Origin of the sequence: Parvibaculum lavamentivorans DS-1 (assembly GCF_000017565.1) — a bacterium.
GTDB classification, from domain to species: domain Bacteria; phylum Pseudomonadota; class Alphaproteobacteria; order Parvibaculales; family Parvibaculaceae; genus Parvibaculum; species Parvibaculum lavamentivorans.
This window is the reverse complement of sequence record NC_009719.1, coordinates 2,268,024-2,282,294: the sequence shown is the minus strand read 5'-3', so window position 1 is coordinate 2,282,294 and position 14,271 is coordinate 2,268,024. Positions and strand designations below refer to the sequence as shown.

At 62.7% G+C, this 14,271-nt stretch carries 15 protein-coding genes; 7 read left to right on the top strand and 8 right to left on the bottom strand.

The window, feature by feature from the left end:
• Positions 1-4 precede the first annotated feature (4 nt).
• Positions 5-1,021: a peptidoglycan -binding protein gene (locus PLAV_RS10620; protein ID WP_012111016.1), complete on the top strand. Its 1,017-nt coding sequence runs from the start codon at positions 5-7 to the stop codon at positions 1,019-1,021.
• A 1-nt stretch (position 1,022) separates the two neighbouring features.
• Here PLAV_RS10620 and PLAV_RS10615 read toward each other — a convergent pair whose 3' ends face one another.
• Together PLAV_RS10615 and PLAV_RS10610 are read right to left on the bottom strand one after the other, a co-directional pair.
• Positions 1,023-2,114, bottom strand: coding sequence for an SMP-30/gluconolactonase/LRE family protein (locus tag PLAV_RS10615; RefSeq protein WP_012111015.1), 1,092 nt, complete (start codon positions 2,112-2,114; stop codon positions 1,023-1,025).
• A 19-nt stretch (positions 2,115-2,133) separates the two neighbouring features.
• Positions 2,134-3,984 carry an ABC transporter transmembrane domain-containing protein gene (locus PLAV_RS10610; protein ID WP_012111014.1) on the bottom strand — a complete coding sequence of 617 codons (1,851 nt, stop codon included), beginning with the start codon at positions 3,982-3,984 and terminating at the stop codon, positions 2,134-2,136.
• Positions 3,985-4,300: 316 nt separating this feature from the next.
• Between PLAV_RS10610 and rpmE the strand changes: the two genes are divergently transcribed.
• Positions 4,301-4,522: a 50S ribosomal protein L31 gene (rpmE, locus tag PLAV_RS10605; RefSeq protein WP_012111013.1), complete on the top strand. Its 222-nt coding sequence runs from the start codon at positions 4,301-4,303 to the stop codon at positions 4,520-4,522.
• 71 nt (positions 4,523-4,593) lie between these two features.
• Here the strand turns inward: rpmE and rcdA are convergent, their stop codons facing one another.
• Both rcdA and PLAV_RS10595 read right to left on the bottom strand, forming a co-directional pair.
• Positions 4,594-5,184, bottom strand: coding sequence for a protease adaptor protein RcdA (gene rcdA / locus PLAV_RS10600; RefSeq protein WP_012111012.1), 591 nt, complete (start codon positions 5,182-5,184; stop codon positions 4,594-4,596).
• A 359-nt stretch (positions 5,185-5,543) separates the two neighbouring features.
• Positions 5,544-5,744, bottom strand: a complete 201-nt coding sequence (locus PLAV_RS10595) for a DUF1192 domain-containing protein (protein WP_012111011.1) — start codon at positions 5,742-5,744, stop codon at positions 5,544-5,546.
• 97 nt (positions 5,745-5,841) lie between these two features.
• Between PLAV_RS10595 and PLAV_RS10590 the strand changes: the two genes are divergently transcribed.
• The 3 genes from PLAV_RS10590 (at position 5,842) to PLAV_RS10580 (ending at position 8,421) form a co-directional block, all read left to right on the top strand.
• Entirely contained in the window at positions 5,842-6,840 is a 999-nt protein-coding gene (locus PLAV_RS10590) for an NAD(P)H-quinone oxidoreductase (protein WP_012111010.1), read from the top strand.
• Between the two features lie 104 nt (positions 6,841-6,944).
• On the top strand, positions 6,945-7,505 hold the full coding sequence (locus tag PLAV_RS10585; protein WP_012111009.1) for a lipid-binding SYLF domain-containing protein: 561 nt from the start codon (positions 6,945-6,947) through the stop codon (positions 7,503-7,505).
• Positions 7,506-7,692: 187 nt separating this feature from the next.
• Positions 7,693-8,421 carry a DUF1013 domain-containing protein gene (locus tag PLAV_RS10580; protein ID WP_012111008.1) on the top strand — a complete coding sequence of 243 codons (729 nt, stop codon included), beginning with the start codon at positions 7,693-7,695 and terminating at the stop codon, positions 8,419-8,421.
• A 280-nt stretch (positions 8,422-8,701) separates the two neighbouring features.
• Here PLAV_RS10580 and PLAV_RS10575 read toward each other — a convergent pair whose 3' ends face one another.
• The 3 genes from PLAV_RS10575 to PLAV_RS10565 all read right to left on the bottom strand — a co-directional run bounded on the left by PLAV_RS10575 (position 8,702) and on the right by PLAV_RS10565 (position 10,606).
• Positions 8,702-9,532, bottom strand: coding sequence for an SDR family NAD(P)-dependent oxidoreductase (locus PLAV_RS10575; protein ID WP_012111007.1), 831 nt, complete (start codon positions 9,530-9,532; stop codon positions 8,702-8,704).
• Positions 9,533-9,728: 196 nt separating this feature from the next.
• Positions 9,729-10,175, bottom strand: coding sequence for a PaaI family thioesterase (locus PLAV_RS10570; protein ID WP_012111006.1), 447 nt, complete (start codon positions 10,173-10,175; stop codon positions 9,729-9,731).
• Entirely contained in the window at positions 10,172-10,606 is a 435-nt protein-coding gene (locus PLAV_RS10565) for an SRPBCC family protein (protein ID WP_012111005.1), read from the bottom strand. The genes PLAV_RS10570 and PLAV_RS10565 overlap by 4 nt, the downstream gene beginning before the upstream one ends.
• A gap of 65 nt (positions 10,607-10,671) precedes the next feature.
• On the opposite strand from PLAV_RS10565, the gene PLAV_RS10560 reads away from it, so the two are divergent.
• Together PLAV_RS10560 and PLAV_RS10555 are read left to right on the top strand one after the other, a co-directional pair.
• Positions 10,672-11,139 carry a MarR family winged helix-turn-helix transcriptional regulator gene (locus tag PLAV_RS10560; RefSeq protein WP_012111004.1) on the top strand — a complete coding sequence of 156 codons (468 nt, stop codon included), beginning with the start codon at positions 10,672-10,674 and terminating at the stop codon, positions 11,137-11,139.
• A 55-nt stretch (positions 11,140-11,194) separates the two neighbouring features.
• Positions 11,195-12,217 carry a zinc-dependent alcohol dehydrogenase gene (locus PLAV_RS10555; RefSeq protein ID WP_012111003.1) on the top strand — a complete coding sequence of 341 codons (1,023 nt, stop codon included), beginning with the start codon at positions 11,195-11,197 and terminating at the stop codon, positions 12,215-12,217.
• Between the two features lie 138 nt (positions 12,218-12,355).
• Here the strand turns inward: PLAV_RS10555 and PLAV_RS10550 are convergent, their stop codons facing one another.
• Positions 12,356-14,257 carry a propionyl-CoA synthetase gene (locus PLAV_RS10550; RefSeq protein WP_143710313.1) on the bottom strand — a complete coding sequence of 634 codons (1,902 nt, stop codon included), beginning with the start codon at positions 14,255-14,257 and terminating at the stop codon, positions 12,356-12,358.
• Positions 14,258-14,271 lie beyond the last annotated feature (14 nt).

Sequence of the window (14,271 nt, the reverse complement as noted above, 5' to 3'; positions counted from 1 at the left end):
CATCATGGCGCTCTCAAGCAGACGCATTCGAGGACGCGCTCCCAGCGCGGATTACTGGCCGGGCTTCGTCGACGCCATGTCGAGCCTGTTGCTGGTGCTCATCTTCCTCCTGACCATCTTCATGATCACGCAGTTCTTTCTGAGCCAGCTGGTCAGCAACAAGGATTCCGCGCTGGAGAACCTGCGCAGCCAGATCGCCGAACTCGTGAACCAGCTCGCCCTTGAACGGAGCGAGAAGGCCGATCTGCAGGCAACGATCCTGTCGCTGCAGGACTCGCTCGCAGCGGCGACCGCAGAAAAAGACCGGCTTGCCAGCCTCGCCGACGATGCGTCCGGCACGCGTGTCGCTGAACTCGAAGGCAAGCTGGCCGAGGAACAGAAACTTTCGAGCGAGGCACTATCTCAGGTTGAGCTTCTGAACCAGCAGATATCCGCGCTCCGCCGCCAGCTCGCAACACTGGAAGCGGCGCTTGAAGCCGCCGAACTGAAAGATCGCGAGCAACAGGTTCAGATCGCCGATCTCGGCCGCCGACTGAATGCCGCTCTCGCTCAGAAGGTGCAGGAGCTGGCGAAATACCGCTCGGAATTCTTCGGGCGCCTGCGCGCCATTCTGGGCGACCGTCAGGACATCGAGATCGTAGGCGACCGCTTCGCCATGCAATCGGAAATCTTCTTCGAGTCAGGTTCCGCGGACATCAACCCATCGGGCAAGGAGCAACTGGACAAGATAGCGACAGCAGTGCGCGAGATTGCCGCCGAGATTCCCGACGATATCCCTTGGGTCTTGCGCGTCGACGGTCACACCGACGCCAACCCGATCGCGACGGCGCAGTTTCCATCGAACTGGTATCTCTCCAGCGCCCGCGCCATCGCCGTCGTGAACTACCTGGTAGAACGAGGCGTGCCGCAGAACAGGCTCGTCGCAGCAGGCTTCGGGCAATATCACCCGTTGGCCGATGGTCGTGGCACTGCGGAAAACCGCCGCAATCGCCGTATCGAATTCAAGCTGACGGAGCGTTGATCTAGTAGGCGCGAATTTCGGACGACTGGTCGCACACAAGCAGCTGCGGCTCGAAGACCTGACCAAGCAACATCTTGTCGCCATAGCCCGCGGCAGTGCTTATCCCCGAGATTTCCTCGCCGAAATTGAGGTAGATGGTGCCTGCTTTCTTTTCGCCGGGTTCGATCCGCACGACCTGGCTCGGCGAAAGCTCCGCCGGGTCGGATGCATGCGCAAGGAAGTCGAGCAGCTTCGGATGCGCGCCGATCAACAGCGTGCCGTCGGGCAGCACGTCGATGTTATCCACGCCGGTGCCGAGGCGAACATGATCGAATGGCGTCAGGTTCCCCGTTTCAGTGTCACGCTTGTAGATATTGAGGCTCATGCCGAGTGTCGAGGCGACATAAAGCGTCGCGCCATCGGGACTGACATTGACGCCGTTCGGATAGGAGAGCGTATCCGCCGCGATGCGCGCGGCTTCACCGTCGAAATAGACCACATTGGCATTCCGCAGCAGCAACGCATCGTCGAGCATCCTGCTTATGCCGCCGGAGCCATGATCGTTGGTGGCATAGAAGCTGTCCGTGCCGACACCGACCACATCGTTGAGCGACACAAAGAGAGGATCAGTGACGCTTCTCGCGTGCGAGAGCGAACCGTCTTCCGCGACGTCGAATATCTCGACCGCTTCGCCGCCGCCCGCAGGATGATTGACCGCGAACAGCCGAAGCGCGCCGCTCTCGCCCATATAGAGGCTGATGCCATGGGGACGAAAATCCGCCGGCATCGGGGGGGTCACCGGATAAAACGCCCACTCGGCTTCCGGCTGCTTGAGGTCGATGACATAGATGCCGCCTCGAACGCCCTGCCCGCCCGGCGCGCCGGAACGGACCGCGCGGCGATCATAGGCCGAGATATAGGCAAGGCCGCGCTCATGATCGATCGCGATATCCTCGGGGCCCGGCATCGCTTCGATGGCACGGCAATCGGCTGCAATTTCCTGCCGGATACCGGTGAAATATCCGGACGCCGACAAAAAGCGCCAGGTAAGCACGCTGACGATCACAACCAGCGCGAGCACCACATAGCCCGCGATCTGCCAATGCCTGGACATCACTCCCCCCGATAGATTGTTAAACGGCAGCACCGGCATTCGCCCGCGCGTTTTCGTCGAGCATATCCCGATCACCTGCGAATTGCAGCCGCGCGAGGCGGGCATAAAGTCCACCCTGCCTGACAAGCTCGTCATGCGTGCCCGAGGCGACCACGCGCCCCTCTTCCATCACCACGATGCGATCGGCCTTCAAAACGGTGGCGAGACGATGCGCAATAACCAGCGTCGTCCGGTCCGCCATCAGACCTTCCAGCGCCTGCTGCACAAGTGTCTCGCTTTCGGCATCGAGCGCGCTCGTCGCCTCGTCCAGAAGCAATACCGGTGCGTTGCGGAGAATGGCACGGGCAATGGCGATGCGCTGCCGCTGACCGCCGGAAAGCGTCACTCCGCGCTCGCCCACCTGCGTCTGATAGCCATCGGGCAACTGCATGATGAAGTCATCTATCCGCGCCGCCCGCGCCGCCGCGCGCACTTCATCCTCGCTTGCTTCGGGACGGCCATACCGGATGTTCTCGACGACGGTGGTGCCGAACACGACCGTCTCTTGCGGCACCACGGCGAGGCGGCCGCGAACGTCGCGCGGCTCCGCATCTCGGATATCCACACCATCGAGCCGCACATGACCCGACTGCGGATCGTAGAAGCGCAGGAGAAGCTGGAAGACAGTGCTTTTGCCCGCGCCCGAGGGTCCAACAAGCGCAACCGTCTCACCGGGCGCCACCGCAAGCGAAAAGCCGTGCAAAGCCGACACATGAGGCCGTGTCGGATAGGCGAAAGTGACATTGTCGAAGGCGATTTCGCCGCGCGGTGCCGGCAAGGCCTGAGGCTGCGCGGGGGCGGCGATTTCCGGTTCGACGTCGAGCAGCTCCATCAGGCGCTCCGTCGCGCCCGCCGCCATCTGAATATCGCCCCAGATTTCGGAGAGCGCAGCGAGGGCCGAGGCCGCAAACACCGCATAGAGGATGAATTCGAGGAGCTCGCCGCCTGTCATCGTCTCGGCCAGGACCGCATTCGCGCCGACCCAGAGCACGCCGACGACGCTGGACAAGCCGAAGAAAAAGATCAGGGCCGTAAGGATGGCTCGGGCAAGAATGCGGGAGCGTGCGGTATCGAAGGCGCTCTCGACCGTGCTGCCGAAGCGCTCATTGTCGATCGGCTCATGAGTGAACGCCTGGACGATCTGGATGGCGTTGAGGCTTTCCGTTCCGAAGGCACTGGTATCGGCCAGCCTGTCCTGCGCGGAGCGGGAAAGCCGCCGCACCCAGCGGCCGAACACGATGAGCGGCAGAAGAATGGCGGGAATGGCAAGGAGGACGAGGCTGGAAAGATAAGGGCTCGTCGCCGCCATCATCGCGCCGGCGCCGAAGAACAGAAAGATGTTACGGAGCGCGATCGAGGCGGATGAGCCCACAACCGTCTTGATGAGCGTCGTATCGGCGGTAAGACGCGAGAGAACCTCACCTGTCCGCGTTACTTCGAAGAATGCCGGCGAGAGCTGCAGGACATGTTCGTAAACCGCGCGCCTTATATCCGCGACCACACGCTCCCCGATCCAGCTCACGAAGAAGAAGCGGGCGGCGCTGGCGACGCCGAGAACGAGCGCAACGAGAACAAGTGCAATGAAATACTGGTCGACGAAGGCGGCGCTCTCGCGATTGAACCCATTGTCGATCAGGCGTCGGCCGGCCATTGGAATGGCGAGCGTGGCGAGCGTGGCGAGGACAAGCGATACAAGGGCGAGGGTCAGCATTCCCCGGTAATGCACAAGGAAAGGCATCAAGCGGAGGATAGGCCTCACGGCCTTTGCGGGCTTGCGCCGCTGCGCTTCTTCCTCGATGGCCTCGACGACCGGGTTTGATATATCGCTCATGCGCTTTCGCCGGTTCGTGCTGCGGGAGGGCACCCTATCGCTTTAAGGCCGCCCGGGCATATTTTTCGCGCGCGGCTGGTATAGCAACCTCCGCCTTGCCGGGGCAACGCCGGGAGCGGGCGGAGACTGCGGCATCTTCGCGCGAAACGGCCCCGAGGCGGCATAAGGACGGTGGAGACTGGCCTTGCCACAGCAACGGGGCTTCGCTATAAGCCCCCATTCCGGCAGCGCAGCCTCCGATTGCGGGGGCTTTTGCGCGCCACTTTCAAGGACACCGACGGCCCCTGACCGGGCCTCCTTCAGGAAGCCGTAAGCCATGAAGAAAGACACGCATCCCGATTACCACTTCATCACGGTTCAGATGAACGATGGCTCCACCTACAAGACCCGCTCGACCTATGGGTCGGAAGGCGACACGCTGGTGCTCGACATCGACCCGACAACGCATCCGGCATGGACAGGCGGCGGTCAGCAGATCCTCGACCGTGGCGGCCGCGTCAGCCGCTTCAAGAAGAAGTTCGGCTTCATCGGCAGCTAGGCTCAGCGCCACAAGACATGAAAAAGCCCCGCATTGCGGGGCTTTTTTGTTGTCCGGATATGTGAACCGGCTCAGTCCGGGCGTTTTCTGCGACGGCCGAACTCGCGGCGCGACACATCCGTGGCGAGGTTCTCGCGGAAAAAGAGCTCCACCCGCCGTAACTGCTCGGCAAGCGGATGATCCTGCGCTATCGGAGAGACACCTTCGCGCAGACGGGCATCCAGACGCTCGACACGGGCATAAAGCCGTTCGGAGCGCCCGATCAGCTCCTGCAATGGCTGCGGCAAGGTATCCACGCCGTCGAAGCGGGGCTGGCGCGCAATTTCCTTGGTGGCGAGGCGGTATTTCTCGGAATTGGCCTCTTCGGCGCTCATTTCGCCTTCATGCACGGCCTTGCGGACCAGCAACCAGGAGGCAACCTGCATCAGCCGCGTGGTGAGGCGCATGCTTTCTCCCGCATAGGCAAGCGACGCCTCGCGGGGGAGCCCGCGGGCAGCCTGGCGGCCCGGACCGTCCAGATAGGCCGAGGTTTCCTCGACCAGACGCATCCCCTCATTGTAGGTGCGCTGAAAAAGCCCCGAGGCCATGAATTCCGCAAGCGTGACGCACTCGGCGCCCGCAAAGGCGACTTCTTCGCCATTCTCGATTTCGTGAACACTCATCCCGCGATTCCCCATCCCGTCCTTGATCCCGCCGCGGGCTCCTGCCCCAAAGCGGCACATACAGGGTCTTGAGGATCAATATCCGTGCCACTGAAACGGGCAGGGACGGGACGATGGCTGGGAACAACAAAAAAGAGCCGCGGGGATGCCCGCGGCTCAAGTTCTAACAGGGAGGCGTCAAACAGAGTGGATAGGAGCCACTCAGAAATCCAGAAGACTGGATTACGCAAGGTCACCCTAGCGCCGCCATTCTTAACAGGAAGTTAATCTTGTGGCAATTTGACGCGGGCACCAGATCGCGCGACAGCGCCTGAAGACCGCCACAAAAAGGATGTTTTCCAAGAACTTACCGGAATTGACTATTTTTTGAACACCGCCTCCGCAGCGGAGAGCGAGCCTTGCTTTCGGGCCAGATAGTCCCGAATTCGGGCAATCTCACCCTCCAATGCGCTGATTCGGTCCTTCAGCTCCTCGATGCCGAGAAGACTCAGATCTTCCTTCGCCAAAGCTGTGAGAGCCTCGCCGCGCCGCTTGCGCGGCTCCAGATCGTCACTGTCCATCCTGCCTCTCCTTCGCTCGCCGCCTGCGGTTGCCAGTGTGCGGAGCGCAGGCTAGACCTGCAACCCGGCCCGCGCCCTGAAATCCTCCGAGGTGCCTATGACGACGCTCCCCAAAACCATGAAAGCCATAGCCATCCGCGAACCGGGCGGCCCTGAGGTGCTGGAATTGCGCGAGATCGCGACCCCGGAGCCGGGCCATGGCGAAATCCTCATCAAGGTCGCGGCTGCCGGCATCAACCGCCCCGACACGATCCAGCGCATGGGCCTCTACCCGGCGCCGCCCGGCTCCCCCGAAACGCCGGGTCTCGAGGTCGCGGGTGAAGTTGTTGCGACGGGACCCGGCGTGACGATGTGGAAAGCGGGCGACAAGGTCTGCGCGCTGGTCGGCGGTGGCGGCTATGCGGAATACTGCCTCGCACATGAGGCGCATGCCCTGCCCGTACCGCAAGGCTTCACGATGACGGAAGCAGCGGCGCTGCCGGAAACATTCTTCACGGTCTGGACCAACGTCTTCGAGCGCGGTGCGCTGAAACCCGGCGAGACGCTTCTCGTGCATGGCGGTTCGAGCGGCATCGGCACGACGGCGATACAGCTCGCGTCGCTTTTCGGCTCGACCGTGATCGCAACAGCGGGCTCCGCCGAGAAATGCGCGGCGTGCGAAAAACTTGGCGCGCATGCGGCGGTGAATTACCGCGAGCAGGATTTCGTGGCCGAAGCAAAGCGGCTGACGGATGGACGCGGCGTCGACGTCATTCTCGACATGGTGGGCGGAGATTATATTGCGCGCAACATTCAGGCCTGCGCGACAGATGGACGGATCGTCTCCATCGCCTTTCTCAATGGATCGACGGCGGAAGTGAATTTCATGCCGGTCATGCTGAAACGGCTGACGCTGACCGGCTCGACATTGCGGCCGCGCAGCATCGAGGAGAAGGCGGCGCTGGCATCGGCACTCAAGACGAAAGTGTGGCCCCTACTCGATGCCGGTCGCGTAAAGCCGCAGATCGACAGCGTTTTTCCGCTGGCGGATGCAGCAAAAGCCCATGCCCTTATGGAAAAAAGCAGCCATATCGGCAAGATCGTATTGACGGTCTGACGCGAGGTTCCCGACTTACGGAACCTTCTTTTCCCTGAACCGTAGTTACGGCAGGCGGCAAGGAACGCCGCCGGACGATTTTCATTACACAGGGATCACACAACATGGCCACAACACGGCGCAGCCTGATGGCAGTCCTCTTCGCAGCCGCGGCGCTGGTTTCACTGGGAACCATTGACACCGCAAAGGCCGCAACGGCGGAAGATCTCAACACCGAAGCGCAGCACGCGCTCGACAAGCTCTACAAGACCAACTCTGTCGCCAAGGACATCTCCGAAAAGGCAGAAGCCATTCTCGTCTTTCCGAGCATCGTGAAGGCCGGCCTCGTTTTCGGCGGCGCCTATGGTGAAGGCGTGCTGATGGAAGACGGCAAGGTCAACAATTACTACAACTCCGTGACCGGTTCCTGGGGTCTGCAGGCCGGCGCCCAGTCCTACGGCTATGCGGTTTTCCTCATGAATGACGAAGCCGTGAAATATCTGAAGGACTCGCATGGCTGGGAAGTCGGCGTTGGCCCGACGGTGGTCGTGGTTGATGAGGGCATCGCCAAGAACCTCTCGACTTCGACGCTGAAAGAGGACGCCTATGCGTTCATTTTCGACCAGTCGGGCCTGATGGCCGGCGTGAGCATCGAGGGCACGAAGATCACCGAGATCAACCGCTAACCCTCGGATACCAAACATCAAAAGGCCGGAATTCCTCGGGATTCCGGCCTTTTTCACATTTCGTCCGCACCCGCTCATTCCCGCTTTCAATGACCGGCTTTTCGCCTTATATAACGGCCTAATCCACTCATCGATGGACATGAAAGCGGTTTATCCGGGAAGCCCCGGGTGGATCAGAGGAACCGACATGACCCAACCCCTTATGCCCAAGGCGACGGCCGTCTGGCTCGTCGAGAATACGTCGCTCACTTTCGATCAAGTGGCGGATTTCTGCGGCCTTCACGTGCTGGAAGTGAAGGGGATCGCCGATGGCGACGTGGCGCAGGGCATCAAGGGCATGGACCCGGTGGCCTCCGGCCAGCTCAGCCGCGCGGAAATCGAACGCTGCCAGAAAGACCCCTCGACCCGGCTGCAAGTCTCTGAAAGCAAATACAAATTGCCGCCCATGCCGGTGCGCAAGGGGCCCCGCTACACCCCCGTTTCGCGCCGCCAGGACCGCCCGGACGCCATCGCCTGGCTGCTCCGCAACCACCCGGAACTGACCGATGCGCAGGTCTCCAAGCTCGTCGGCACGACCAAGCCGACGATCCAGTCCGTGCGCGACCGCAGCCACTGGAACTCACCGAACATCAAGCCGGTCGATCCCGTAACCCTCGGACTCTGCACGCAAATCGAACTCGACGCGGCCGTCCAGAAGGCTGCCCGCAAGGCCGAACGCGAACGCAAGAAGGCGAACAAGGCCGCCGGCACCTCGGAAACGCTGCTGCCCGCGAGCGAAACGACGGCACCCGTCCACGCCACCATCGCCCAGCCGGACAAGAAGCCGGAAGTGGACGAGGAGAAAAGGACTTACGACGCCGACAGCGTTTTCGCGAAGCTCAAGGACGTCAAGATCGACGAGGAGAACGAGGAGTAATCCCCGCCTCTTTCGCACCGACTGTCACAATTCAAAAGGCGCGGGAAACCGCGCCTTTTTCGTTTCGGGCTTCGACTGTCACCGGACTGTTATGAAACTGTCACAAAGAGGGATTTCTATCCGTCTGTGTACGGAGCGATACGCGGATTTGGAAAAATTATCCCCGCCCTCTCCCGGCCGCCCCGCCCATGGATCCCGGCTTTCGCCGGGATGACATTTGAGAGGGAGACTTGGGGGATAAATAAATTTGCGTCTGGCGCCACGAAAACTTGTCCCCGCCCTACTCCTTCTTCTCCTCGCCCTTCTTTTTCGCCATCGGCAAGGCCGTGTAGTTGAGCGAGAGGCGGCCGCCATCGGCGTAGACGGTCTGGCCGGTCATGTAGCTGGCGCCATCCGAGGCGAGGAAGACGGCGATGGAGGCGATTTCCTCCGGCTGGCCGACGCGGCCGAGCGGCGTGCGCGACAGGAGCATCTTGTTCGCGCCCGGGTTCTCATTGACGTTGCCGGCCATCGCGGTCTGGATCGTGCCCGGACCGATGGCGTTGACACGGATGCCGTAGGGCGCGAGCGAGAGCGCCATGGCTTCGGTGAGCTGCTTGATGCCGCCTTTCGACGCCGAATAGGCGGCCTGCGCGGGGATCGCGACGACGGCGTTGATCGACGACATGTTGATGATGGTGCCGGGCGCATGGCCTTCCTCGATCTGCGCGACCATGCGCTGCGCCACCGCCTGGCCGACAAGGAAATGGCCCTTCAGATTGATGCGGATGACGCGATCGAATTCTTCTTCCTCAAGCGTCAGGAAATCGCTGCCCTTCGAGACGACGCCGGCATTGTTGACGAGGATGTCGACCTTCTCGAAAGCATCGCCCGCCGCGCAGACGAGATTGCGCACATCGAGACGCTCGCCGACATCGCAATAGCGGAAGATCGCCTCGCCGCCACCTTCCACGATTTCGGCGGCGGTCTTCTCGCCCGTCTCTTCCTCGACATCGGCGATGACGACTTTCGCGCCTTCATTCGCGAAGGCATGCGCTATGGCGCGCCCGATGCCGCTGGCGCCGCCGGTGACGATCGCGACCTTGCCGCTGAGTGTATTGCCGGAAGCCATGAGGATACTCCTTGTCGCCCGAAGGGGGCCGCCCAAAGGGGGTCGCCGGAAGCGGGCGTTATAGCACCTGCGCCGCGCCCATGGGAACGCGCGGCTTGTGCGGGGGCGTATTGTTTGTTGAGGGGCATATATGGGGAGAAGGAGGGGGAAAACGAGGGCGTTCTCCCACGCCCGGTGCCTTGTTCCGCGGCCCGCTTCACCGCCGGACCGAAAAACTCCCCGTCGCAAAGGCGTGAAGCTGTCCGTCGGGACCGACGAGGCGTGCTTCCGCCAGCGCGCGCGACCGCCCGAGATCGATCACCCTGCCCTCCGCGCGGACCGTTCCCACGTTCAGTTTGACGCCGCGCAGATAATTGATGTTGAGGTCGGTCGTCGCATAAGGCGTACCGGGATCGAGACATGTCTGGAGCGCAAGCGCCATCGCGCCGTCGAGCAAGGTCGCGACATAGCCGCCATGAACGGTGCCGAGCGGATTCTGATGATCCTCCGACGGGTCGCCCGCCAGCACCACGGCACCCGGATCCGCCGACACGCCGACAAGCCCGAGCGTCTGGCCAATGCCGCGCCCGAAGCCGCCGCCGGCAAAAACGCTCCGGATAAGCTTCAGCCCCGCTTCGCTGTGGTTCGGGATTTCGGCGTTCATGCCAGCACCGCGCGTTTCATGGCCTCGATGGCACCGCCGAACCGGGCTTCGATCCGTGTACGTTCGGAAGCGCGTTTCTGCGCATCCATCGACGACTGGTCGTAAACGAGCGTGTAGACGATCGTCGCGCGCGCCTCACCACGCCCCTCGCACGCAACGGTGCCATGATAGAAAAAGGGCGCCATGGGGCCTTCGGTCTGGGCATAGGTATAGGAATATTGCGTGGCCCCGATCATCGGCTCGATAATGGCGTCGCCGACAAGACGAATGCTGCCTATGCCGCCATCGCCGGACTGAGCGACGCACGGAACGCCGAGCCACTTATCGAGATCGAAGAAACCTCCGACAATGGGCCATACCTCGCCCACCGGCCGGTCTACATCGCCCCTGATCTCGATGACCGCATAGTCGGCCCCTCTCTGCTCGCTCAAACCACTCTCCACTTCAATGCACACCGGGCTTTCTTTCGCCCTCCGCATCGCGCTAAAAATAGGCGATGACTCAACCACCCAGACTCACTCGCGTCAACAGAGTTGACCTAAAGGCTATCGATCCGCTCGATCCCAGCCTCGAACTCATGTATTTCGGCCTCAAGGGCATGACGCGCGAGGCCGATGAACTGCTCGCAGAGCACGGAATGGGCCGCGCCCATCACCGCATTCTCTTCGTCATCGCGCGGTTCGACGGCATTTCGGTCGGGGCGCTTCGCGACAATCTCGGCATCAGCGCCCAGGCCCTTCATCGCCCGCTCAAGCAGCTGCAGGAACGGGGCTTCGTGGCCGTCAGCCGCAATCCCACCGAGCACCGCTCGAAGGGACTTCACCTGACCGAGAGCGGCCGCGCGATAGAACATGCCGCCTCGGAAGCGGAGCGCGATGTGATGCGCGAGGCCTTCCGCCGCGCCGGCAAGACCGCCGAAAAGCATTGGGCCGAGGTGATGAAGGCGATCGCCACCAACGCCTGACTTTAACATCAACAATATTGATGTATGATGCGCCCGTCAACCCAAGGGGATCATCATGCAATCACTCATCTATGCCGCGCCGGGCAAGCTCGAATGGCAGGAACGACCCGCGCTTGCACTCGCCGGGGATCTCGAAGCCATCGTCCGGCCCATCGCCTCGACCACCTGCGACCTGGACCGCCGCATCCTTGCGGGCGCGACGCCATTCGCACCGCCTTTCGCCATCGGCCACGAAGCGGTGGGCGAAGTGCTGGCGGTCGGAGACAAGGTGCGCCGTGTGCGCCCGGGCGATGTCGTCGTCATTCCCTGGCACATCAATTGCGGCGTATGCGGCCCGTGCCGCGCCGGAATGCCCGCGCATTGCGAAGCGCATCCGGGCCTCAGCGGCTATGGCGTTTCGATCGGCGGCGACTGGGGCGGACTCTTTTCAGAGGAAGTGCGCGTGCCCTATGCCGATGCCATGCTGCAGCCGCTTCCAGATGGCGTCGATCCCGTCGCGGTAGCGAGTGCGAGCGATAATCTGACCGATGCCTATATCGGCGTGACGACCGGGCTTGCGCGCCACCCCGGCGCGCCGGTGCTCGTGATGAGCGGCGTCGAAAGCCTCGGCCTGTTCGCCGCCGAACATGCGCTTGCAGCCGGCGCCAGGCATGTCGACTTCGTCGATGCCGATGAACGGCGGCGCGAAGCGGCAAGGGAATTGGGCGCTCGCCCGCATCTCTCGCTGCCCGAGGCTTTCACGCGCGCCTTCCCCGTGGTCATTGGCGCGACCCGCGACGCCCTCGCCTTGCGCGCGGCGATCTTGTGTCTCGCGCCCGGCGGACATTTGTCGAACCTTTCGATATTGCTCAAGGACCCGGAAATTCCCTACTGGGACATGTATCTGCGCGGCGTGTCGATGTCGTTCGGCCTGCCCAATGTCGGCCCGCATATTCCGAAGGTGCTCGAACTTGCGCGTTGCGGGCACATACATCCCGAGCGGCTCGTGACGGTCTACGATGCCGGGGAGGCGGCGAGCGCATTGCTCGAACCGGCGATCAAGCCGGTTCTCGTTCGGGAGAGGCTGATGGGCTCCTGACCTGTGGCGATAGCGGATATAAATACTGTGTCATCCCGGCGAAAGCCGGGATCCATCTGACTTGCGTATTTTTGTCATCCGCCCATGGACCCCGGCTTTCGCCGGGGTAACATTTTTATTTGAGGGACGCCCTCTCCCCTACCGCGCCAGTTCCCGCTCCAGCACCGTCTTGATCTCGTCGAGGATCGCCGGGTCGTCGATGGTGGCGGGCGTGGTCCATTCCGCGCCATCGGCGATCTTGCGCATGGTGCCGCGGAGCACCTTGCCGGAGCGGGTTTTCGGGAGGCGCTGGACGACCATCGCTTTCCTGAAGGAGGCGACGGGGCCGATCCGTTCACGGATCAATTGTACGGCTTCCTGCTCGATCTCGGCAGCGGGGCGCGCGACGCCCGCATTGAGGACGAGGAAGCCGACCGGGACCTGACCCTTCATCGCATCCGCGATGCCGATGACGGCGCATTCGGCGACGTCCGGATGGGCGGCGAGGACTTCCTCCATGCCGCCGGTGGAGAGGCGGTGGCCGGCGACGTTGATGATGTCGTCGGTGCGGCTCATCACGTAGAGATAGCCGTCTTCATCAAGGAAGCCGGCATCGGCCGTCTTGTAGTAGCCGGGATAATCCGCGAGGTAGCTTTCGCGGAAGCCTGCCTCGTTTTCCCAGAGCGTCGGCAGGCAGCCCGGTGGCAGCGGCAGCTTGACGACGATGGCGCCGGTCGTGTTCGGCCCGACCTGTTTGCAGGCTTCGTCGACGACATGGATTTCATAGCCGGGCAGCGGCACGGAGGGCGAGCCGTGCTTCACCGGCAGCCGCTCGATGCCCATCGGGTTCGAGACCATCGGCCAGCCGCTTTCGGTCTGCCACCAATGGTCGATGACCGGCCGCTGCAACGCCTGCTCCGCCCACTGGATCGTGTCGGGATCGGCGCGCTCGCCCGCGAGATAGAGCACCTCGAATTTCGTGAGGTCGTATTTGCCGACGAGTTCGGCCTTCGGGTCTTCCTTGCGGATGGCGCGGAAGGCTGTGGGCGCGGTGAAGAGCGCCTTCACGCCATGCTCCGCGATGATGCGCCAATAGGTGCCGGCATCCGGCGTGCCGACGGGCTTGCCCTCGAAGAGGATGGTGGTGCAGCCATGAAAGAGCGGCGCATAGACGATGTAGGAATGGCCGACGACCCAGCCGACATCGGAGGCCGCCCAGAACGTGTCGCCGGGGTCGATGTCGTAGACATTTTTCATCGACCATTTGAGCGCCACCATGTGGCCGCCATTGTCGCGGACGACGCCCTTGGGCTTGCCGGTGGTGCCGGATGTGTAGAGGACATAAAGCGGGTCGGTGGCGGCGACGGACACGCAATCGGGCTTGTTGTTCGCGGCGGCGGCCTTGTCCATCTCCGCCTTCCAGTCGAAATCGCGGCCCGGGATCAGCGGCGCTTCTTCCATCTCGCGCTGGAGGACGATGCAGGCGGCGGGTTTGTGCGCGCTCATCTCGATCGCCTTGTCCATGAGCGGCTTGTAGGCGATGACGCGGCCGGGCTCGAGGCCGCAGGAGGCAGACACGATGAGCTTCGGCTTGGCATCGTCGATGCGGGTCGCGAGCTCCTTCGCCGCGAAGCCGCCGAAGACGACCGAATGGATCGCGCCCAGCCGCGCGCAGGCGAGCATGGCGACGGCGGCCTGCGGCACCATCGGCATATAGATGAGGACGCGGTCGCCCTTCGTTATGCCGTGGGATTGGAGGACGCCCGCGAAGGTCGCGACCTTGTCGAGGAGTTCGGCGTAAGTGAATTTTTTCACGCGGCCGAGCATGGCGCTGTCATAGATGAGCGCGGTGCGGTCGCCATGGCCCGCCTTCACATGGCGGTCGAGCGCATTCCAGCAGGAATTGGTTTCGGCGCCGACGAACCAGCGGGAGAGGCCGTTTTTCTCTTCGAGGATTTTATCGGCGGGCTTGAACCAGTCGATCTCCTTCGCCGCCTCCGCCCAGAAGCCTTCCGGATCGCGCTTCCAGGCGTCGTAGGTGTCCTTGTAGCGTCCCATGATGCGCTCCCCGTTTT

Coding starts and splice junctions, on each gene's coding strand:
- PLAV_RS10620 (WP_012111016.1), top strand. CDS start 5: ATGGCGCTCTCAAGCAGACGCATTCGAGGACGCGCTCCCAGCGCGGAT.
- PLAV_RS10615 (WP_012111015.1), bottom strand. CDS start 2,114: ATGTCCAGGCATTGGCAGATCGCGGGCTATGTGGTGCTCGCGCTGGTT.
- PLAV_RS10610 (WP_012111014.1), bottom strand. CDS start 3,984: ATGAGCGATATATCAAACCCGGTCGTCGAGGCCATCGAGGAAGAAGCG.
- rpmE (WP_012111013.1), top strand. CDS start 4,301: ATGAAGAAAGACACGCATCCCGATTACCACTTCATCACGGTTCAGATG.
- rcdA (WP_012111012.1), bottom strand. CDS start 5,184: ATGAGTGTTCACGAAATCGAGAATGGCGAAGAAGTCGCCTTTGCGGGC.
- PLAV_RS10595 (WP_012111011.1), bottom strand. CDS start 5,744: ATGGACAGTGACGATCTGGAGCCGCGCAAGCGGCGCGGCGAGGCTCTC.
- PLAV_RS10590 (WP_012111010.1), top strand. CDS start 5,842: ATGACGACGCTCCCCAAAACCATGAAAGCCATAGCCATCCGCGAACCG.
- PLAV_RS10585 (WP_012111009.1), top strand. CDS start 6,945: ATGGCCACAACACGGCGCAGCCTGATGGCAGTCCTCTTCGCAGCCGCG.
- PLAV_RS10580 (WP_012111008.1), top strand. CDS start 7,693: ATGACCCAACCCCTTATGCCCAAGGCGACGGCCGTCTGGCTCGTCGAG.
- PLAV_RS10575 (WP_012111007.1), bottom strand. CDS start 9,532: ATGGCTTCCGGCAATACACTCAGCGGCAAGGTCGCGATCGTCACCGGC.
- PLAV_RS10570 (WP_012111006.1), bottom strand. CDS start 10,175: ATGAACGCCGAAATCCCGAACCACAGCGAAGCGGGGCTGAAGCTTATC.
- PLAV_RS10560 (WP_012111004.1), top strand. CDS start 10,672: ATGACTCAACCACCCAGACTCACTCGCGTCAACAGAGTTGACCTAAAG.
- PLAV_RS10555 (WP_012111003.1), top strand. CDS start 11,195: ATGCAATCACTCATCTATGCCGCGCCGGGCAAGCTCGAATGGCAGGAA.